This window comes from Marinobacter sp. G5_S1_61_S3, from assembly GCF_054968585.1.
Window position 1 is genome coordinate 140971 of the sequence record NZ_JBQKUK010000002.1, and the last position, 19607, is coordinate 160577.

The 19607-nt window shown below is 60.0% G+C and carries 16 protein-coding genes; 6 read left to right on the forward strand and 10 right to left on the reverse strand.

What is annotated here, in order from left to right:
- Window positions 1-32: 32 nt before the first annotated feature.
- Both acnA and ACTRWH_RS02155 read right to left on the reverse strand, forming a co-directional pair.
- Window positions 33-2792: an aconitate hydratase AcnA gene (acnA, locus tag ACTRWH_RS02150; protein ID WP_228210017.1), complete on the reverse strand. Its 2760-nt coding sequence runs from the start codon at window positions 2790-2792 to the stop codon at window positions 33-35.
- Between the two features lie 201 nt (window positions 2793-2993).
- Window positions 2994-4823, reverse strand: coding sequence for an ABC transporter ATP-binding protein (locus ACTRWH_RS02155; RefSeq protein WP_228210016.1), 1830 nt, complete (start codon window positions 4821-4823; stop codon window positions 2994-2996).
- Between the two features lie 118 nt (window positions 4824-4941).
- On the opposite strand from ACTRWH_RS02155, the gene ACTRWH_RS02160 reads away from it, so the two are divergent.
- On the forward strand, window positions 4942-6396 hold the full coding sequence (locus ACTRWH_RS02160) for a hypothetical protein (RefSeq protein WP_036211148.1): 1455 nt from the start codon (window positions 4942-4944) through the stop codon (window positions 6394-6396).
- 134 nt (window positions 6397-6530) lie between these two features.
- On the opposite strand, the gene ACTRWH_RS02165 is transcribed toward ACTRWH_RS02160, so the two are convergent.
- Window positions 6531-7979: a rhomboid family intramembrane serine protease gene (locus ACTRWH_RS02165; protein ID WP_228210015.1), complete on the reverse strand. Its 1449-nt coding sequence runs from the start codon at window positions 7977-7979 to the stop codon at window positions 6531-6533.
- A gap of 334 nt (window positions 7980-8313) precedes the next feature.
- On the opposite strand from ACTRWH_RS02165, the gene ACTRWH_RS02170 reads away from it, so the two are divergent.
- On the forward strand, window positions 8314-8760 hold the full coding sequence (locus ACTRWH_RS02170; protein ID WP_036211154.1) for an OmpA family protein: 447 nt from the start codon (window positions 8314-8316) through the stop codon (window positions 8758-8760).
- 54 nt (window positions 8761-8814) lie between these two features.
- Here the strand turns inward: ACTRWH_RS02170 and ACTRWH_RS02175 are convergent, their stop codons facing one another.
- From ACTRWH_RS02175 to ACTRWH_RS02195, 5 genes are all read right to left on the reverse strand, one after another.
- Window positions 8815-9216 (reverse strand): MAPEG family protein, encoded by a 402-nt coding sequence (locus ACTRWH_RS02175; RefSeq protein ID WP_036211157.1) that lies wholly within the window; start codon window positions 9214-9216, stop codon window positions 8815-8817.
- Between the two features lie 2 nt (window positions 9217-9218).
- On the reverse strand, window positions 9219-9461 hold the full coding sequence (locus tag ACTRWH_RS02180; protein WP_007154902.1) for a GlsB/YeaQ/YmgE family stress response membrane protein: 243 nt from the start codon (window positions 9459-9461) through the stop codon (window positions 9219-9221).
- A 103-nt stretch (window positions 9462-9564) separates the two neighbouring features.
- A complete protein-coding gene (locus ACTRWH_RS02185) occupies window positions 9565-10275 on the reverse strand; it encodes a lysophospholipid acyltransferase family protein (protein ID WP_075195623.1) in 711 nt (236 codons plus the stop codon).
- Between the two features lie 47 nt (window positions 10276-10322).
- Window positions 10323-10934, reverse strand: coding sequence for a class GN sortase (locus ACTRWH_RS02190; protein ID WP_228210014.1), 612 nt, complete (start codon window positions 10932-10934; stop codon window positions 10323-10325).
- On the reverse strand, window positions 10931-13087 hold the full coding sequence (locus ACTRWH_RS02195) for a marine proteobacterial sortase target protein (RefSeq protein ID WP_228210013.1): 2157 nt from the start codon (window positions 13085-13087) through the stop codon (window positions 10931-10933). Before ACTRWH_RS02195 ends, ACTRWH_RS02190 begins: the two co-directional genes overlap by 4 nt.
- Window positions 13088-13300: 213 nt before the next feature.
- Here ACTRWH_RS02195 and pdsR point away from each other — a divergent pair, with 213 nt between their 5' ends.
- From pdsR to ACTRWH_RS02210, 3 genes are all read left to right on the forward strand, one after another.
- Window positions 13301-14002, forward strand: coding sequence for a proteobacterial dedicated sortase system response regulator (gene pdsR, locus ACTRWH_RS02200; protein ID WP_036211169.1), 702 nt, complete (start codon window positions 13301-13303; stop codon window positions 14000-14002).
- Window positions 14003-14005: 3 nt separating this feature from the next.
- Window positions 14006-16030, forward strand: a complete 2025-nt coding sequence (locus ACTRWH_RS02205) for an ATP-binding protein (RefSeq protein WP_228210012.1) — start codon at window positions 14006-14008, stop codon at window positions 16028-16030.
- An 82-nt stretch (window positions 16031-16112) separates the two neighbouring features.
- On the forward strand, window positions 16113-17423 hold the full coding sequence (locus tag ACTRWH_RS02210; RefSeq protein ID WP_036211175.1) for a DUF3422 family protein: 1311 nt from the start codon (window positions 16113-16115) through the stop codon (window positions 17421-17423).
- Window positions 17424-17431: 8 nt separating this feature from the next.
- Here ACTRWH_RS02210 and ACTRWH_RS02215 read toward each other — a convergent pair whose 3' ends face one another.
- Window positions 17432-18220: a DUF815 domain-containing protein gene (locus ACTRWH_RS02215; protein WP_462825822.1), complete on the reverse strand. Its 789-nt coding sequence runs from the start codon at window positions 18218-18220 to the stop codon at window positions 17432-17434.
- Window positions 18221-18309: 89 nt separating this feature from the next.
- Between ACTRWH_RS02215 and ACTRWH_RS02220 the strand changes: the two genes are divergently transcribed.
- Window positions 18310-18750: a methylglyoxal synthase gene (locus tag ACTRWH_RS02220; protein WP_007154894.1), complete on the forward strand. Its 441-nt coding sequence runs from the start codon at window positions 18310-18312 to the stop codon at window positions 18748-18750.
- On the opposite strand, the gene ACTRWH_RS02225 is transcribed toward ACTRWH_RS02220, so the two are convergent.
- Window positions 18743-19555 carry a polyamine aminopropyltransferase gene (locus tag ACTRWH_RS02225; protein ID WP_227517844.1) on the reverse strand — a complete coding sequence of 271 codons (813 nt, stop codon included), beginning with the start codon at window positions 19553-19555 and terminating at the stop codon, window positions 18743-18745. The two genes, ACTRWH_RS02220 and ACTRWH_RS02225, sit on opposite strands and share 8 nt — an antisense overlap.
- Window positions 19556-19607 lie beyond the last annotated feature (52 nt).

Below are 19607 nucleotides of genomic sequence, written 5' to 3' on the forward strand. Positions count from 1 at the left end.
TTGCCCTGCCAGACCAACGCCAGACCAAACAGTCACGCCGACTTGAGCATCTCCCGCACGACGTAGTGCAGGATACCGCCGTGGCGGTAATAAACCGCTTCGTTGGCGGTGTCGATCCGGGACAGTAGTTCACAGGTCTCGGTCTTGCCGTCCGGATAGGTCACCGTCATTTCGAGTGTCTGACCCGGCTTGATGTCACCGGACAGGCCCTTGATGCTGATGGTTTCCTCGCCCGTCAGCTTCAGGCTCTTGCGGTCGACCCCGTCCTTGAACTGCAGCGGCATCACGCCCATACCGATCAGGTTGGAGCGGTGGATACGCTCGTAGGACTCGGCAACCACGGCCTTCACGCCCAGCAAGCGGGTACCTTTCGCAGCCCAGTCACGGCTGGAGCCAGTGCCGTATTCCTTGCCGGCAATGACCACCAGGGGGGTGTCCTCTTCCTGATACTTCATGGCCGCATCGTAGATCGGCATCTGCTCGCCAGTGGGGATGTGTTTGGTGAATCCACCCTCAACGCCGTCCAGCATCTCGTTCCGGATGCGCACGTTGGCGAAGGTGCCACGCATCATCACTTCGTGGTTGCCCCGGCGCGAACCGTAGGAGTTGAAATCTTTCGGTTCCACACCCCGCTCCTGCAGGTATTTCCCCGCCGGGCTGTCGGCTTTGAACGACCCGGCCGGTGAAATATGGTCGGTGGTGACGGAGTCCCCCAACAGCGCCAGAATGTTCGCGTCCTTGATATCATCGATGGCGTCCGGCTCTTCCTTCAGGCCCTGGAAGAACGGCGGGTGCTGGATGTAGGTGGACTTGTCGGACCACTCGTACACCTTGCTTTCCGGTACCTTGATGGCCTTCCAGGTGGCATCGCCGTCAAAGACTTCCGCATACTCCTTATGGAACATGTCGGTTTTCACCTTCTCGACCGCTTCGGCGATTTCCTGCTGGCTCGGCCACAGGTCCTTCAGGTACACAGGCTTCCCGTTTTTGTCTTCGCCCAGAGGATCCTTGGAAAGATCCAGGCGCACGTTGCCTGCCAGGGCATAGGCCACTACCAGCGGTGGTGAGGCCAACCAGTTGGTTTTCACCAGTGGGTGCACCCGACCCTCGAAGTTACGGTTACCGGAAAGCACCGAGGCCACGGTAAGATCACCATCGGCAATGGCCTTCTCAACGGCATCCGGCAACGGGCCGGAGTTACCGATACAGGTGGTGCAACCATAACCCACCAGGTTGAAACCAAGCTTGTTGAGGTCGTCCTGGAAACCACCCACCTTCAGGTAATCGGTCACCACCTTGGAGCCCGGTGCCAGGGAGGTTTTCACCCAGGGTTTGGTATCCAGCCCCCTTGCGACCGCTTTCTGGGCAATCAGGCCCGCAGCCATCATCACGCTGGGGTTGGACGTATTGGTGCAGGAGGTGATTGCTGCGATGACCACCGCGCCGGGGTCCAGCCGTGTCTTTTCACCGTTCATTTCCAGCGGCTGACTGGCGGCGTGTTCGTAGCTGTCCTGGACACCAACGGCGGTCTGCCCGCCTTCCGATTCCAGTTTGCCTTCGCGGGACTCTGACGGGCCTTCGGCGGTTTCCATCAGCAGTTCAAACGAGGCCTTCATGTTCTTCAGGGCAACCCGGTCCTGCGGGCGCTTGGGGCCGGCGAGGCTGGCCTCGACGTCACCCATATCAAGTTCCAGGGTGTCGGTGTACACCGGCTCCTGGCCGGGCTGGCGCCAGAGGCCCTGGGCTTTCGCATAGGCTTCCACCAGCTCAAGCTGGTCGTCTTCGCGGCCGGTCAGCTGCATGTATTTGATGGTTTGCTCGTCCACCGGGAAGAAACCACAGGTAGCCCCGTATTCCGGCGCCATGTTGGCAATGGTGGCACGGTCCGCGACGGGCATGTCTTTCAGGCCGTCACCGTAGAATTCCACGAATTTACCCACGACACCTTTCTTGCGCAGCATTTCGGTGACGGTCAGTACCAGATCCGTTGCGGTAATGCCTTCGCGCAGCTTGCCGGTAATCTTGAAGCCGACCACTTCCGGAATCAGCATGGACACAGGCTGGCCCAGCATGGCCGCTTCCGCTTCGATACCACCCACACCCCAGCCGAGGATGCCAAGGCCGTTGATCATGGTGGTGTGTGAGTCTGTTCCCACCAGGGTGTCCGGGTAGGCGATGGTTTTTCCGTCCTGGTCCTTGCTCCACACGGTCTTACCCAGATACTCCAGGTTCACCTGGTGACAGATACCGGTCCCAGGCGGCACCACGCGGAAATTGTCGAACGCCTGCTGGCCCCAACGCAGGAACTCATAGCGTTCCTGATTGCGTTCCATCTCGATGGTAACGTTGTCCTTGAAGGCTGATGGGTCACCGTACTTGTCCACCATCACCGAGTGGTCGATCACCAGATCCACCGGCGACAGCGGATTGATCATTGCCGGGTCCTTGCCGGCTGCCTTGACCGCTTCTCGCATGGCCGCCAGATCCACCACACCGGGGACACCGGTGAAGTCCTGCATCAGCACACGGGCAGGACGAAACTGGATTTCGGTATCGGATTTACGGTCTTTCATCCAATGAACCATCGCATCGATATGGCCCCGGTCCACGGTGGCGTCGTCTTCGTTGCGCAGCAGATTTTCCAGCAACACCTTCAGGGAAAACGGCAACTTGTCGATGTTGCCAAGGGTGTCGGCAGCCTTGGGCAGGCTGTAATAGTGATAGGTCTTGCCGCCAGCCTCCAGGCTGGAAAGGGTATTGAGACTGTCTTTACTCAGGCTTTGTTTCGACATGAGGTGCCTCCTTTTGATGATCCGAAGATTTCGGAAGGCTTAGCAGTAGCCTTTGCATCAGCGTACTGACCGCGGATGGCAATAGACTGATGCAAAGACCCTGATTTTGAAAGTCTCCTATAACTATTGCACCGATTGACCAGACTTCAACTGCGGTTCCGTGAATGTTCGATATTGCGGCGGTGAATACCCCTATCGCCCTCAGGCCTGACGATCCCCATAAAGCTGAGCATAGAGCCCCTGGCGGGCGATCAGCTCGTCATGATGCCCTTCCTCGGTGATGAAGCCGTCCTCGAAAACGTAAACACGGTCGGCCTGTTTCACGGCACTCAGACGATGGGCAATGATCAGGGTGGTGCGTTGACGCAGGAAAGCCTCCAGATCCTGATGCAGCTGAAACTCGGTTTCGGCGTCCAGGGCAGAGGTGGCCTCATCCAGGATCACCACGGAGGGATCCGACAACACCATACGGGCAATGGCCAGCCGCTGGCGCTGGCCACCGGACAAACGCACCCCCTGGCGGCCAATCATGGTATCCAGTTGCTGAGGCATGTCCGCCACGGTCCCGTCCAGTTGCGCGATGGCCAGGGCCTGCCACAGTTCGGCGTCGGTCTTGTCCCGGCCCAGGGTGAGGTTCTGTCGCACGGTGTCGTTGAACAGGGCCGGGTGCTGCAGCACGGTGGCCACGTTCTCCCGCAGACACGGGAGCCCGATGCGCTGGACCGGCACACCACCCAGCAGCACCTGCCCCTGCTGCGGTGTGTACATCCCCAGAATGACCTGTACCAGAGTGGATTTTCCGCCGCCACTGGCGCCCACAACCGCGACTTTCTCTCCCGGTTCAAGGTGAAGGTCAATGCCCTTGAGCACGGATTCCTCACCGTAGCTGAAGTGGATGTCCTTCAGAGTCAGGCCAACGGTGTGACGATCCCTGAAGGGGTTTTCCAGCGCCGGGTAACGGGGCTCCTCCTCCAGCTCCAGCAAGCGGTTGATTCGCCCCAACGCCGCATTGGCGGCGAACCAGGCGTACTGCATATTCAGCATTTCCTGTACCGGCGTGAGCATAAACCACAGGTAGCCGAAGATGGCGAACATCATGCCGATGCTCAGGTCGCTGAACAGGACCGTCACCATCGCCGCCGCGCGGAAGGTGTCGACACCAAACTGGAACAGCGCAAAGCTGGCGCGGGTGGCGGCGTCGCTGCGCCATTCAAACTGTATGGCGTGGTCGCGAACCGTGCGGGCGCGGCTGATCAGCTGGCGCAGGTAGTGCTGTTCCCGGTTAGCCGCCCTGAGCTGGTGGATCGCGTCCAGGGTTTCCGTCAGGTCGCCCTGAAAATCCTCGTAGGCGCTATTCTCCTGACGTTTGAGCTCCTTGACCCGCTTGCCAATGAGCATGGTGGCGAAGATCACCAGAGGATTGAACAGCAGGATCAGTAGCCCCAATTGCCAGTGAACCCACATCAGCACGATGGCGGTTCCGGTGACGGTCAGGCTCGCCACCAGGAAACGGCTGATGGTGGTACCCAGGAACTGATCGATGGTGTCCAGGTCGGTGATGAAATGACTGGTGATGCCGCCCGAGCCACGGGTTTCGTACTCCGACATGGCCACCCGCTGCAGCCGACCCAGCAGCCGGGAACGGATACGAAACACCACATCCTTGGAAATCTTGGAGAACTCACGGGACTGGAGCACGTTGAAGGTGAGCGACAACGACCTTAGCAGAAACGCTGCTACCACCATCAGGCCGATGTAAACCACTGGCAGGTGCCATGCTTCGGGCAGCATCGCCTGCATCACGGGCAGCACCGGGCCGGCCTCATCAAGCAGCACTTCGTCCACCAGTACCGGCAACAGCAGGGGAATAGGCACGCTGACCACCGTGGCCAGTATGGCGAGCATATTCGCTCTCACCAGCCGCGGCTTGTGTTTGAGGGCCAGGGACAGAATACCCCGCCAGGTGTACCGGTTGTCGTTGCGACCCGTGCTGTCCGGCCCGACTGCGTTCAGATCCGCCGCCTGCTCCAAGAAACCTCCGTTAATGCGATGCCACCCACACTGGTACGCTGCAAATTCGGTGACAGTCTACCCGACCTTCTGCCATCATTGCCCCTCAAACCCTCGATGTACCAGAACCGGGCCCATTGTGAAACACGACTGCCATTACCACCCCGGCGAACCCGCAAAATGGCATTGCGGTGACTGCCAGATACACTACTGCACCCGTTGCATGCCGGATGCGGACACCCGAAAACAACACGCCTTGTGCCCCCACTGCAGCCGTGCCATGCGCTATCTCGGTGCCGCCACGGAGGCCGTGCCATTCTGGAACCGGATCGGTGCTTTCTTCCGCTACCCGTTCCACACCGATCCGCTGATGGTTATTGCCATTTGTACGCTGGTGCCCTTGGTCGTCAGCGGCAATCTCATCGGCCTGATCATCACGCTGGTGCTGGCCCTGGCACTGCTGAAGTATACCTATGCCGTTATCAGCCACACCGCCGAGGGTCATATGAAACCGCCTCCGGTAGCAGTGGCATTTACCGGCAGCGGGTTTGACATTGTGATCCTGCAGCTACTGGTGTTTGCGCTTATGGGCGGCATGGTAGCGGCCGCTGCCATGGTTGGCGGGCCGCTGTTGATGTTCCTGGCCGTGGCCTTCGTGATACTGGCCCTGCCCGCCAGCATCATGGTGCTGGCCATGGAGCGCTCGGTCATGGCCGCGGTGAACCCCATGAACCTGGCGGTGCTGATCTCGCGCATCGGCACGCCCTATTTCCTGCTGTATGGCTACCTGATCCTGCTGACCCTGGCGTCCGGGGCAGCCCAGGATTTCGCCCTCACCCACTTCGCTCCGGGTGTTGCCCGTACACTGGCGGGTTTTCTCAACAGCACCTTTACGCTGATCCTGTTTCACATGCTGGGTTACCTGCTGTTCCAGTACCAGGAGGAGCTGGGCTTTGCCAGCGATCTGCAGGATGACGAAAACGCCGGCGAAATGCAGAACCGCGACCGCACCCATCGGTTTGACGCCGACATTGACATGAATCTGAAGGACGGCAACTACGACCGGGTCCAGTCGATGCTCAAGGAAGCCCTGAAACGGGATTCCCAGAACGCCTTTCGGTTAGGGCAGTTGCATCAGCTGCTGACCGCCCGTAATGATATTCCGGAGCTGTATCGGTATCACCCCCGATTGCTGAACATGCTGGCGGAACGGAACGACGGCGAGGGTATAGCGGCGTTGTTGGCGGCTATAGAAACTGTGGAGCCAGGGTTCCGGCTGGAGGACCCCGAGCTGTCAGTGCGCTGCGCCCGTTGCCTGTATCAGCGCGGGCATTTCAAACCGGCGCTGAAGTTACTGCAGGACTTCCACAAGCGTTTCCCGGACAGCGAGGAACTGGCACCGGCCTATCTGCTGGTCGCTCAGGCGCTGGCGAATGGTCTGGGGCAGTGGGAAAAAGCGTCGGCGTTCCTGAATTTCGTCAAGAAACGCTGTCTGAACCATCCTTTGCACGAGCAGGTCGATGTGTACCTGCAGCAGGTTGAGAACCGGGAGCCATTGAAAGGCCCGAAGGCTTCTTTCGCAGTTCAGGAGTAAGGGAGTCAGGCTGATTGTTGGGGAGGCTTTTCCAAAACCGTGCGTAGCCATGGATGGCGGAGCCGAGCGTACATGGATGTATTCACAGCGTGTTTTGGAAAAGTCTCCCCAACAATCGGCCGTCCAACCGTGAGCTAGCCTTCTTGTAACAACTGCCTGTAGTGGCGAGCCTTGGGCGTCATCTCGCGCTTTTCGAACTCCTCGGCCAGCAAGCGGCAGGCTTCGCTGGCCAGGAGCTGATCACCGGCACTGCGCAGGCGTTCGAAGGCTTTCTCCGCGGCTTTCAGGTCGTCATTACGAAGGCAGGTGAACAACACCCGGTTGTGGTCCTCTGCGTCGAGCGGGGCATGGCCCTCGCCTTTGCCCAGGTACTCCTGCCAGATTTCGACCATCCGCTCGGGCTGGCGCCGGCTAAGGGACTCGTTCATCAATTCCTGCGTCCGCTCGCGATATTGCGGCAGGTCCGGGCGCAGTTTCGCCAGCTGATATAAGTGCTCCAACAGGATAGTGCGGTCCGGGTAGTGCTCTCTCAGCGCCTCGAACTGGCGCCGGGCCAGGTCGAAATCCATGCGGCCGAGGCTGGCCATGGCCTGACTGTAGCCGGTGGTGAAACGCTCGTCCTGCTCATCTTCCTCTGGTTCGAAAAACTCTTCCTTCACCTGCAACCAGCTCTTGCCCAGCAGCCAGACCATACCCGCGCCGGCCACCAGGCCACCCGCGTGGGCCATGTAGGCAATGCCCGTGGCTCCGGCGAACCAGTAATCGTAGATTTCCTTGCCCAACCACACGGGCAGGATCGCCAACGCCGGGGCGCGAAAATAATTGAAGTACACACCAACGAAATAGAAGAAGCGGATTCTCTGCAACCCGTAGATGGCCACGTACATGCCCATGAGCCCGGAGATAGACCCGGATGCACCCACCAGGGGTATGTGACTGCCCATGGAAAACGCGGTGAACACCACACCCGACAGAGCGCCACACAACAGGTATGCCAGCAGGAAACGCCCTGCCCCCAGGGCCTTCTCGACGGTGAACCCCAGCAGGAACAGGAACACCAGGTTGCCAATAATATGGCCCCAGCCGCCGTGGAGGAATTGGTAGGTAATCAGCGTGTAGAGGGAAAATTCCGCTGGCACCAGCCCCAGCTGATTGGCGCTGAGCCTGTCCATCAGTTGGGTCTGAATGTCCCCCCGCTGCTTCAGCCATAGGCGGCGCTCGGCCGGCGCCCAGAGCCTGTCCCGGTTCTGCAGCATGTACTGGTAAAACTCATGGTCCGCCAGCAGGCTGTAGGCAACCCACAAGTCCCCGCCCTCTTCTTGCAGTTGCTGGAAGTTCTGCAGGTCGTAGACCCGATTCTGATTGTCTTCAAACTCAATCTGGCGCTCGAGGTAGTCCTCGTATACCGGGGCTTCCAAAGACTTCAGGTCCGATCCCAGATACTGCTCAACCGCTTCTTCAATCAGCCGGTTGTCGTCGCCCTGGTAAAAGAAGAATACCAGCAGGCAAGTCGTGATCAGCCCGAGGGTAACCCAGGGTGGGCGCTTCCAGTTCACGGTGTTTTCGGCGGGGATAATCAGCATGGGCCGTCACAATTCATCATAATTTGTCTCTTGAGAGGTGCTTTTTACCACAGCATGGCCAGTTTTTCGCGTTGTAATGAATCCTGAAGCGGTTTAGCCGGCCACGGGCAAAACAAACTGTGCGCGGCACCACAAACAGGCTACTCTGCGGTTGTCACACGATGGTCATACAAATGACATTCAATCAGGGCAGCCGCAAAGGGGCGAATCGCACGATGCTCGAAACGAGCACGGAGTATGGGTTTCGACCAATCGCCAATTGCCGTTGTCCCGGCCACAGCCAATAGTTGCCGGGACAACAAGAAAAACAGGACGTGCAACCAAGGAAACTGCCATGACTGTACTCATACTGGACAATCCGGATCTACTTGCCAGAGCGGCCATCGAATCAGGCCTGCCGATGCCCTCACTGGCATCGGACAGCACACCCCGCAAACCACACCGGCTGCGGTTCCACTACGGTTTCAACAAGCATCGACTGGATGAGCAGGACCTGACCATCCTGCGCCAGCACGCGCTCTACCTGCGACACAACCCGGGCGCTACGGTGCGAATCCATGGCCATGCCGATAATTTCGGCGTTAGTGAATACAACCATTTCCTGTCCCGCCTGCGGGCCAGCAGCGCGGCGAAAGTACTGATTCGCGAGGGCGTCAGGGAAAGCCAGATTCTGGTGAGCGGCTGGGGCAGCGATCGCCCGCTGGCGCGGCCGGAAGACCACGCCGCCAACCGCCGGCTGGAACTGGAATACGTCACCATGGAAATGGCGCGGGCGCTCTAGGAGCCCGGCCTTGCAAATAGAAGATCCGGGGGCTGCGTCGCCCCCGCAGGAGACTCAGCCGTAAACCTGGAACACGTTCCAGAGTAGCAACACGGCAATGGCGAGGATGCCAATCCAGGTCAACAGAATGCCTGCCATACGGGCAATATGGGGGCCGCCCCGGCCATTGATCATGCCGAAGGCATGCAACACACGCCCCACCACAAAGGCCATTCCGGTCCAGTACACCAGCCCGCTGGGAACACCGTTCAACTCGGCAATCGCAAGCATCACCAGCCCCAAGGGGGCGTATTCCACCAGGTTCGCCTGGGCGCGGACAGCCGCCTGGAAGTCCCGGTCGTCGGTGACACCCAGGCTCTTTTTATATTTCAGGCGGAAACGGGAAACCATTCCCGACAACACCAGCAGCAACAGCCCGAGAACGGCTGCGAAAACGGCAGAGACAGGTACGATCATGATCAGGCCTTCTTGATCGCGCTGACAACCGCCAGCAGCAACACGGCACCCACTGTGGCGGTAACCAGTTCACCAATGGCGCCCTGCGCAGCCAGGCCCAGCAGGCGGAAAACGAAACCGCCCAGAACGGACCCGACAATACCGATACCGATGTTAGCCAGTACGCCGAAGCCTCGGCCCTTCATGATCAGGCCGGCCAGCCAACCGGCCACACCACCAATAATCAGGAACAGAATCAGATTCATTGCATGCATCTCCGAGCAGCGAAACAGTCCCCGAAAGACTGCCCTGTTTTACCCGGCGCTTCAAGCACTTCCGCAGGGAGGCGGGCAGTTTCGTGGGACACGTTCAGGCGGTAGGTTCGAGGTCCGCGATGGCCGCTTCCATTTGCTGGCGGCACTGGGCCATCAACTGGGGAATATCCGCAACCGTGAGTCCTGCGGTTTCAACCGGCGGAAGCACCCGGATAGCCACCGGTTCGCGGCGGCCGGACCACCCCAGGGTACGATCATAGTACTGGCTGGCGCAGACCATGGTGATGGGCGCACCGGAGGCAATGGCGGCGTGAAAAGCCCCTTTCTTGAATGATTGCAGGCCCCGGCCGCGGCTGCGGGTACCCTCTGGAAAGACCCAGAGGCTCTTGCGGTCACGGCTGATCGCTTCGCTGGTCGCCTGCATCACCGCAACAGCCTTGTGGGAGCGTCCCCGGTTGAGGATGACATTGCCTCCGAGCCAGAACACCTGGCCAAAAAACGGGATCCATATCAGCGACGACTTGCCTACCGTGACGGTGCGGGGCGGCAGCAAATCCCCCATCACGAACAGGTCATCGTTGTGCTGGTGATTGGCAATAACGACCGTGGGCCGGTCCTGCGGCATGTTGTCGGCCCCTTCCAGAGGGCGCTCCATGCCCAGGAGCAAACGACCGACGCGGGCAATCGTTCGTGCCAGCAAGCGGTTGTTGTCCGGATTGAATGGCCGGGCGACATACAGAACCAGTGCAAACAGACAGATGACCGGCACCATCAGCCAGGCCAGCAGTTTTCTTGGCATTCCCATTAACGACAACCCTGATGCAATTTTTGGCGCACAAGTGTACGCCAAAATCAGGTTCCGGCAACAGCCTCCCGGGCCAGGGCGTTATCGGCTTTATTGGCCGTCACCAGGGGCTCGGCTGTGGCCTCCACCACATAGCGTAGCGGACCGTTGTTCTCAAGGCCATCGAAGGGATAACAGGTCACCAGCAACAGCGAATCCCTGGGCAGTTGTGCGGTATTGATTTGCTCGTGCCGGCTATCGACAACGCGAATACGGTCCACCCGGAATGAACGCCAGTCGCCATCGCGATCCTGCAACTTTACCCGGCTGCCGGTTTCCAGATGCTGTAGCCCCCGGAAATGCGTATCGCGGTGGCCCGCAATTACTACCGGGCCCGCCCGGCCTTCGTTGCCCACCACCTGCCCCGGCCCAAAGGCCAGGCTTTCACCGTGCGCGCCGTCCAGCACGATCAGTGACTGGCCGGTTTCAGGCACCATCAGGCGGGCCACTGGCCAGGTGTCTGCCCAGGGCCAGGGCCGGGTTTCCTGCTGCCGCGCCTGGCTTTCAGCCCAGGCCAGCTCCAGAAGCTCCTGCGCCACCAGGGCCTTGAACGGAATCCACAGGCCGACCGCCAGGACAGTCGCGAACGTCGTCGCCAACAGGAGAATCAATCGGTTCATGGGTATACCCTCCGCTTCAGGAGCGTGATCGCGGCCGAGAACATCAGCCCAATCAGGCCAATGGCGATCAGCAGTGGAGACATGGTTGCAGTCTGGGGGTATCGCAACATCGTGCCCTGGCTCCCGGCGGGCAGCAGTGTGGGCACGCTGTCGGTTTCCAGCGCCTCCTGAGACGGTCTGGACGGGGTTTTGTCCTGGGCCAGGAAGCTGGTGTACTTTGTCATCAACTGATGTTCCAGCCCCAAACGGATCACATGCTGGCGCGCGTCATCATCAATCTGGCCGGTCAGCCCACTGTCCATCAGGCTATCGATTTTCTGTTTTGCCCAATGACGATGCAGGCCCTTGCCGTTGGCGGCCTGTTCGAGGCTCAACGACTGTTGCCATTGATTGCCATCCGGAAGACGCCCGGAAACGTCGAGTGCGCCTTCAGCCGGCAAGCCGCGCACAACCTGCACCATGGGCTCCCCCCTGAACAGATCGCCAATTCGGTCAGGGAAGGCTTCGGTTGCAGCGGCCTGGCCCGGCCAACTCACTGCGATATCGGTCAACACCGGCGCCTCCATCTTACCGAACAGCTCGTCCAGCGGGCGGGCCACGTCCGACAGGTCACTGATGGCGGTGTAGGTACCGCGGCCATAGCGTGCAGCTTCACGCATGAAGTGCATGTTGGGGGCAGAACCGATGCCTACGGTGAACAGCCGACTGCTGCCCAGCCCATCACGAATTTTCCCGAAGAGCGCGCTTTCATTACCGACAGCTCCATCGGTAATAAACACCACCTGCCTGACCCTGGCGCGGGACTCCTCGCCACCATCACCGGTCATCTCAAGCGCGGCATCCAGAGCCGAGGCCATCTCGGTGCCACCATCGGCGTTCAGCCCTTTCACGTAACGACGTGCCCGGGCAAGGTTGTTGCCACTGGCGGGAACCGCCTCCATAAACAGTGAGTGGGTCTGACTGTTGAACTGGATAACGTTGAAACGATCATCGGCATCGAGTGTCTCCAGCCCCCGCAACAACGCCTGCCGGGCCTGACGGATGGACTCGCCAGCCATGGAACCAGAGGTGTCGATCACGAACACCAGCTCCCTTGGCAGGCGCTGTTTTCCATTGACGCCGGGCACCACTAACGCCAGCAGGTAGTCCTCACCCTGCCACTGCTCCTGGAAAACGGCGGCTGCGGGCTCCATACCCCGGGCAGGCGCCCAGCGCACGATAAGATCACGGTCCATAAGCACAGCCCGGGATTCCGGCGCCACCTCCACGGTGTTGCCGTTCCAGGTACTGGTCACTCGATGACTGGGGCTCGACACACGGCTTACCGGCAGGCCGGCGTTGATTTCCAGGGCAATGGTTGCGCGATGGCTATCCGGGCCCACATCGTCGGGCCGCACCGTGAACGGGCTGATCTGGTCGGCATCCGGCACTGCCGTGGTGGGCGACGCCCAACCACCCGACCACTGCGCCGGCTCGTTGTCCAGTGCCTGGCCAGGCATGTAGCGCGGTGTCAGCGTGGTGGGCAGGCGCAGTTCGAACTCGCCGGACTGGTAACGCACCGCCTGCTGGTAGTTGAGTTCAACCGTGATGGTTTCTCCCGGGGGGATATTCGCCATACGGGTGGTGAACAGGTTGGGCCGTTGCTGGTCTACACGGGCGACCTTACGGCCTTCCTCCTTCGCCTTGGCGTACTGGCGTTTGGCCTCCTGCTTTTCGTGAATCTCGCCGACAATCACCCGCTCGCCAGCGGTCATGGTCATGCCGTATACGTTCGCATTTTCCGGCAACGGGAACACGAACACGCCTTCCCGCCACTGCTGACTGGTATTACGGAAGCTCTGGCGCAAGCGGGTGTCGGCGATAAGACCGCTGACAGTTACGTTGTAGTCTGTGTTCAACAGGGTTGCCGAGCCCAGTCGCTGGCCGGCATCATCGACAAAATGAAACTCACCGGCGCCTTCGCGTCCAGTTTCGGAGGCCTCTGCGTACACCGGGTGTACAAACAGGAAAAGCAGCACTGCCAGCCACAGGGAAATGCCCTCCAGCCAGCGTCGCAGCCGAGGGGAGATCTTGCTCCCTGTCATACTACCGGCAATCTGCCGCCCGCCATTCGGGGCGGTTGATGAATAGGGTCCCAGGTTGGTCAACAGCATTGTTTCGCTTCCTTGTATCACTGTGGTTGAAAAAGCACGCCTGGTGGCAACTGGCGACTATTTCAGCCCATGGAAGCGGCGATCCGGTGCCACAATCTGGCGATCCGGCGATGAAAAAATGATGAATTGTGGCAAACCCTCTGCTTTACCTTGTTCTGGCCACAGGCCATGGTTAAATAGGAACCCGTACAAACAGGGGAATGGTTGCAGGCTATGAAGCGACACATCGTGCTGATTGAAGATGAACCCGCCATCCGGGAAAACTACCGTGACGCGTTCGAGCGCCGGGGATACCGGGTGTCTGCCTATGGTGACCGCAACAGTGCCTTCCAGGTATTGCGCACCGCCCTGCCGGACCTGGCCATCATCGACGTGGGACTGGGCGATGAACCCGAAGGCGGCTTTACGCTGTGTCAGGACCTGCGCAGCCTGTCCAAAACCCTGCCAATCATCTTCCTGACCGCCCGCGACAGCGACATCGATTCCGTTCACGGCCTGCGACTGGGTGCCGATGACTATGTCACCAAGGATATGAGCATGGACCACCTGCTGGCCCGGGTTACCGCTCTGCTGCGCAGGGCAGATGCCTGGGCCGAGGCCCTGAAGCAACCGGATGAAGTGGTGCACCGTGGCCGCCTGGCATTAAACGTGGACCGCATGACGGCAGAATGGAATGACCAGCCCATCGACCTGACCGTCACCGAATTCTGGATGCTGCATTCCCTGGTTCAGCACCCGGGCCACGTTCGCAGCCGCGACCAACTGATGGAAGCCGCCAGCACGGTACTGGACGACAATACGGTGACCTCACACATCAAACGTATACGCCGAAAGTTCCTGCAGATCGACGACGCCTTCGATGGCATTCACACCGCCTACGGCATGGGTTACCGCTGGAACGCCCATGAGGCCTGAGTTTTGACCCTTAAGCGCCAACTCTTCATTGCCAGCCTGCTGATGCTGCTGATTCCCTGGGCGGGCCTGCAGTTCGTGCTGGAGCTGGACCAGGCCCTGCGTGACCAGGCCGCTCGTCAATTGCAGAGCCAGGCCGGACGCACGGCCGGTTTTGCAGCGGAACAACTTGCCGAGACCCCAACGGTTGCTGCGGGTACCAACGTTATCTACGCCGACCTCCTGTCCCGCAGCCCGAATCTGGATGGCTACGGCGACGACTGGCCCGGATATGATGAGGAAGAATCCCGACAGCAGTGGCAAGGCACACAACAAGCCATCGACAAAGACGGACCCGAGTTATCCTGGCAGGCAGCCGTCGATCAAACCCATCTCTACCTCCTGATTCGTGTCAGCGGCAGAACCGCTGACTTCTTCAACCCCGGCAAACCCCGCCAACCCCATGACCAGATCCAACTCCAGGTTATCGGCGATAAGCACACGACGCGGCGCCTGATCCGAACACAGGCGCCAGGGGCCATCAATGCGATTGACCCGGAGCGCGAAGGGGCAACCGACTATCGCATCAGCGGCCACTGGCAGGCGGTCAGCAACGGCTACCAGGCTGAATTGAGAATGCCGCGTCCGGCACCCTCGTCCCGCCTTGGTTTTCAGGTGACATGGCCTACGGAAAAGCCGGTAGCCACCGGTGATGGACGTGTCTCTGCCGGTCCCACCTCGGCGCACATCGTCACCCGAATGCCACAACTCGAAAACCGACTTGCGGCCATGATTGCTCCGGGCCAGGGCACCTGGGTCCTGGAGCCGGACGGCTGGGTGATCGCTCGTCAGACACGCGACTCCGAAACCGACGAGGCTGAATTCGACAGCCTCAGCCCACTGCAGATCCTGGAACGCATCAGCCTGAACGGCCTGCGGGCACTGGTGAGCTTCTACCAGCCCGAGCCTTCACCACTGAATGCGGAAACCCATCGCATGGACGCTGGGGAACTGCCATCACAGGGGCTGGTTCGTCACCGGGAAGGCGACACCTACATGCTGGTGAAACAATCATTGGGCGATGGCCGGACGCTGGTACTGGAAGAATCACTGGACCAATTGCTGGCGCTGTCCGGCAGCACCCTTGGCTCGGTCATTTCCCGCAGCGTGTTATTGATCATCGGCCTGATGCTGGTTCTGCTGGGTTACGCCAGTTGGCTGTCCTGGCGCATTACCCGGCTGCAGCGAGCGGTCAGCGCCAGCATTGACGACGACGGCCGCGTATTGGGCACCCTGCCACCCGCAAAAGCGAAGGACGAACTGGGCGACCTGTCACGGCAATTCAGCCAAATGGTGGACCGCCTTCAGGGCTACACGGACTATCTGGAGAGCTTCTCCCGGCGCCTGTCCCACGAACTGAAAACCCCCGTGGCGGTGGTACGTTCTTCCCTGGAGAATCTGGGGCAAACCACAGACCCGGATGATCAGGCCAGTTACATCGAACGAGCCCGCTCCGCCACGGATCGTCTCAGCCAGATACTACAAGGGATGAGCGAGGCAGCCCGGCTGGAGCAAAGCTTTGACCACGCCGAAAAGGAAACCTTTGACCTGGCCGAAGTCGCCTCCCAGACCACCCTCGCCTATCAGGAACTGGACCCCGACCACCGTATTCACTACATCGGACCGGCCAACGGTTGTCTATGCCACGGTTCCCCGGAATTGCTGGTGCAGCTTCTGGACAAACTGGTGGACAATGCCCGGGATTTCACACCAGAGCAGGGAAACATTGAAATACGGCTGACGCAGAACGCCCGACAACTGGAACTGAGCGTGTTCAATGAAGGTTCCGCTCTGCCGGAGAACCTCGCCAGTGACATTTTCAGCCCCTTCGTGTCCGTGCGAACCGGCCATCAGGAAGGACACCTGGGCCAGGGCCTGTTGATCGTCAGGTTGATTGCCGAGCACCACAACGGCCAGGTGATGGCCAGCGATGATACCGGTGGCGTGCGTTTTACAGTGCTTTTGCCGTCCCGCCCGCGACCAGAGTCGTAAGCCACAAGTCGTCTTTCGGAACGACCCGCGAGCCTTTATTGTTCCGTTGTAGGCCCCTCAATCGTCGTCAAAGGACCAAGCCTTGAACCCGCCGCTCACACAGCTGGATCTGCACCCTCTTCGGGCAGAGCTCTACAACGAGCTCCATTCCCGCCCGTTCCACGTGCTGCCATGCCCGGCACAGGTTACCCACATCGCCCTGATAACCACCCCGGAGCAGCGGGCCGACCAGTTCCGCCACTGGCAGGACCTGCATATCATGCTGGGGCAACCCGAGCCGCGGGAGGACGTCAGCTGCTACGAGGCCACCTTTGGCTCCCTGCGTATCCGGCGTGAAATGCACATGGAGTTTGCCTCCTACACGTTTATTAATCTGGGTATTGGGGACGACCATCAGCCCTTCCAGGATACCGGCATCTCGTCGCTGCCCAAGGGATGGCTCGAGAAGCTCACCGGCACCGTTGTGGCCGCCTTCCATATTGACCTGCAGCAAGCCTCAAACGGCCCGGAAACCGACCTGGCGCAAATCCGCCACTGGTTCGAGGGAGAACGACTGGTGGGCAGCAGCCCCTGGGAAGGGAAGGCCCGGGTGTGGGGCACCTTCAGGCTCCATAGTGATGGGTTTGGGCGCTTCATGGTTCTCAACCGGGACATGTCCGACAGCCAGCTCGGCCGGCTGACCCAACGCCTGATGGAAATCGAAACCTATCGCCTGATGTCATTGCTGTCGCTGCCACTGGCACGGGAGATGACACCCTCGCTGAACGACATGGACCAGCAACTGGCGGTGATAACCCAGTCCCTGGCGGACAACCAGGACATCGACGAACGTGAGGTATTGGCGGATCTGACCAACATTGCGGCCCGCATCGAAGCCTTCCGCGCCCATGCCACCTTTCGCTTCTCGGCGACACGGGCCTATCACCAGCTGGTGCTGACCCGCCTGGAAGAGCTGCGGGAAGATGAGCTGTCGGGACACCTCACCATCACCGAGTTCATGACCCGGCGGCTGACACCGGCGGTGGAAACCTGCGAATCGGTGAAGGAACGCCTGGAGGACCTGTCGCGCAGAGTGGACCGGGCCTCGGACATGGTGCGTACACGGGTGGAGCTGGCCATCCAGAGCCAGAACCAACAGTTGTTGAGCTCCATGGACCGGCGCTCAAAAATCCAGTTGATGATGCAGCACACAGTGGAAGGGTTTTCCGTGGTGGTCATCAGCTACTACCTGCTGGCACTGCTGAAGCTGGCGCTGGAGTCCGCCGATGACGCCGGATTCGACGTCAACACCTCGCTGGTTCTGGGCATTGCCATACCGGTTGTGCTGGGCCTGGTGTTCATCGGCGTGCGGATGATTCACCACCGGTTCATCAGGCTGGCGCGGCGGCAGTAACCAGTTGCCTACTGGCCAAAGGCATCCGGGTCGCCGGCAAACTGGCGGTAGAACTGCTGCGCCGTGCGGCCGTTACGGGCACCCCGGCTGGTGGCAAAGCGAATGGCCTCAAAATGCAACGCCTCGCGATCACTCACCTGGGGAAACAGGGCATCAATGGCCTGCAGGTATACATCCTGGGGAAAACCATAGAACGACAACTGCAGCCCAAACCGGTCCGCCAGGGATACCTGCTCCTCGATGGCCTCCGCCGGATGGAGTTCGCCGCCGCGCATCTCGCTTTTCAGGTTATCGTCCATGAATTCCGGCATCAGGTGCCGGCGGTTGGAGGTGGCGTACACCCTGACGTTTTCGGGCGGCAGCTCGAGCGAGCCTTCCAGCACACTTTTCAACGCCTTGTAACCCGACTCACCTACTTCAAACGATAGATCATCGCAGAAGATCACGAACCGCCAAGGCAATTCAGCGATGTCGTCGACGATCTCCGGCAGGTTCACCAGATCGTCCTTGTCCACCTCGATCATCCGTAGCCCCTGCTCCCGATACCGGTTAAGCAGCGCCTTGATCAGCGATGATTTGCCGGTGCCCCGGGCTCCCCAGAGCAGCGTATTGTTTGAGGGTTCACCGGCCAGGAAGCGCTCGGTGTTACGGGCCAGGGCAGCCTGCTGTCGCTCGATGCCGGTCAGGTCGGCCCAACCCACCGGGTCGAGCCGCCGAATGGCCCTCAGACCCTGACGGTGGCGGCGCCACACGGCGGCGGGCGTCTCTGCCCAGTTGATGGCGTGATCTGTCGACATAACACCTAATTCCTGTTCCGCGTTTATCACGAATATGAAACACTGGAGCCCTATACCGGACACACCCCACAAAGGAGACTTTACCGCAAATGGCCGTTAAATCCGTCGCTCTGGTCGCCCACGACAACAAAAAGAGAGAACTGGTGGACTGGGTCGCCGACAACCAGACACGCTTTGCCTCCCTCCGACTCTACGCCTCCGGCACCACTGGCCGGTTGCTCAAGGAAAACCTGGGCCGGGACGACATCCATTGCCTGCTCAGTGGCCCGCTCGGAGGCGACCAGCAAATTGGCGCCAAGATCGCGGAAGGGGAAATTGACCTGCTGGTGTTCTTCTGGGACCCGCTGGAACCCCAGCCACACGACCCGGACATCAAGGCCCTGCTACGCATTGCTGCATTGTGGAACATTCCCGTCGCCTGCAACCGGGCCACCGCAGAGTTCATCCTGACATCCGCCTATATGACGGATGACCAGCACCAACCGCAAAGGCCGGATTTTTCGAGTTACACCGGCCGTTCCGTTAACTGAGAGGCTTTCTGGCCAGGAACACCGTGTTGGTGGACTCCCGATTCTGGAACGGGTTGTAGAACGACACCACCTTCGCATCCACATCCGTGAACAGAGTTCGCAACACGTCCATGAACGGCTCGTCCGGCGGGTCGTTGGACCACATGGCGAAAACGCCGCCAGGGCGCAGATGGGCCGCCATTCCGCCTAAGCTTTCAGCATTGTAGAAGCTGGCATTGGACTCATTCAGGAGGGCCCTGGGGGAATGGTCAATGTCCAGCAGGATGGCGTCAAACACCCTGCCCGGGGTTTCGGTATCGAAACCGGATTCCGATACCGCCAGATCGAAGAAACTGCCCAACACATAGCGACAACGTGGGTCGGCATTCAACACTTTACCCAACGGAACCTTTTCCTGCTGATGCCAGTGGATGACGGTGTCGAGGGCATCCACAACCAGCAGCTCGCTCACGCGCTCATGTTTGAGGGCCGCTTCCGCGGTGTAGCCCAGCCCCAGGCCGCCGACCACCACCTTCAGCTGTTCGCCCTCGACGGCGTTCAGGCCCAGGTCCGCCAGGGCTACTTCCGCGTCCACAAACATGCTGGACATGAGAAACTCTTCACCCAGCTTCACCTCGTAGATATCCCGGTCACCCAGCGCCGGAATGCGACGGCGGCGTAGCGTGATTTCTCCCAACGATGAGGGTTGGCTGTCGATCTGTTCAAACAAAAGGCCCATGGTCGTTCCCATAACGTACTGAGGTGGCGACATCCTACCATCACGCACCAGCAATCGCAGGCCACGAATCACCTCGTCATTGGGCAAATAACCCGCCAACGACTACACTCACAGTTAATCACCACAGAATTGTGAATCA

What these genes read in the sequence shown, in the direction of transcription:
- acnA (WP_228210017.1), bottom strand. Translation starts at nt 2,792, where the DNA reads ATGTCGAAACAAAGCCTGAGTAAAGACAGTCTCAATACCCTTTCCAGC.
- ACTRWH_RS02165 (WP_228210015.1), bottom strand. Translation starts at nt 7,979, where the DNA reads ATGCTGATTATCCCCGCCGAAAACACCGTGAACTGGAAGCGCCCACCC.
- ACTRWH_RS02170 (WP_036211154.1), top strand. Translation starts at nt 8,314, where the DNA reads ATGACTGTACTCATACTGGACAATCCGGATCTACTTGCCAGAGCGGCC.
- ACTRWH_RS02175 (WP_036211157.1), bottom strand. Translation starts at nt 9,216, where the DNA reads ATGATCGTACCTGTCTCTGCCGTTTTCGCAGCCGTTCTCGGGCTGTTG.
- ACTRWH_RS02180 (WP_007154902.1), bottom strand. Translation starts at nt 9,461, where the DNA reads ATGAATCTGATTCTGTTCCTGATTATTGGTGGTGTGGCCGGTTGGCTG.
- ACTRWH_RS02185 (WP_075195623.1), bottom strand. Translation starts at nt 10,275, where the DNA reads ATGGGAATGCCAAGAAAACTGCTGGCCTGGCTGATGGTGCCGGTCATC.
- ACTRWH_RS02190 (WP_228210014.1), bottom strand. Translation starts at nt 10,934, where the DNA reads ATGAACCGATTGATTCTCCTGTTGGCGACGACGTTCGCGACTGTCCTG.
- ACTRWH_RS02195 (WP_228210013.1), bottom strand. Translation starts at nt 13,087, where the DNA reads ATGCTGTTGACCAACCTGGGACCCTATTCATCAACCGCCCCGAATGGC.
- pdsR (WP_036211169.1), top strand. Translation starts at nt 13,301, where the DNA reads ATGAAGCGACACATCGTGCTGATTGAAGATGAACCCGCCATCCGGGAA.
- ACTRWH_RS02215 (WP_462825822.1), bottom strand. Translation starts at nt 18,220, where the DNA reads ATGTCGACAGATCACGCCATCAACTGGGCAGAGACGCCCGCCGCCGTG.
- ACTRWH_RS02220 (WP_007154894.1), top strand. Translation starts at nt 18,310, where the DNA reads ATGGCCGTTAAATCCGTCGCTCTGGTCGCCCACGACAACAAAAAGAGA.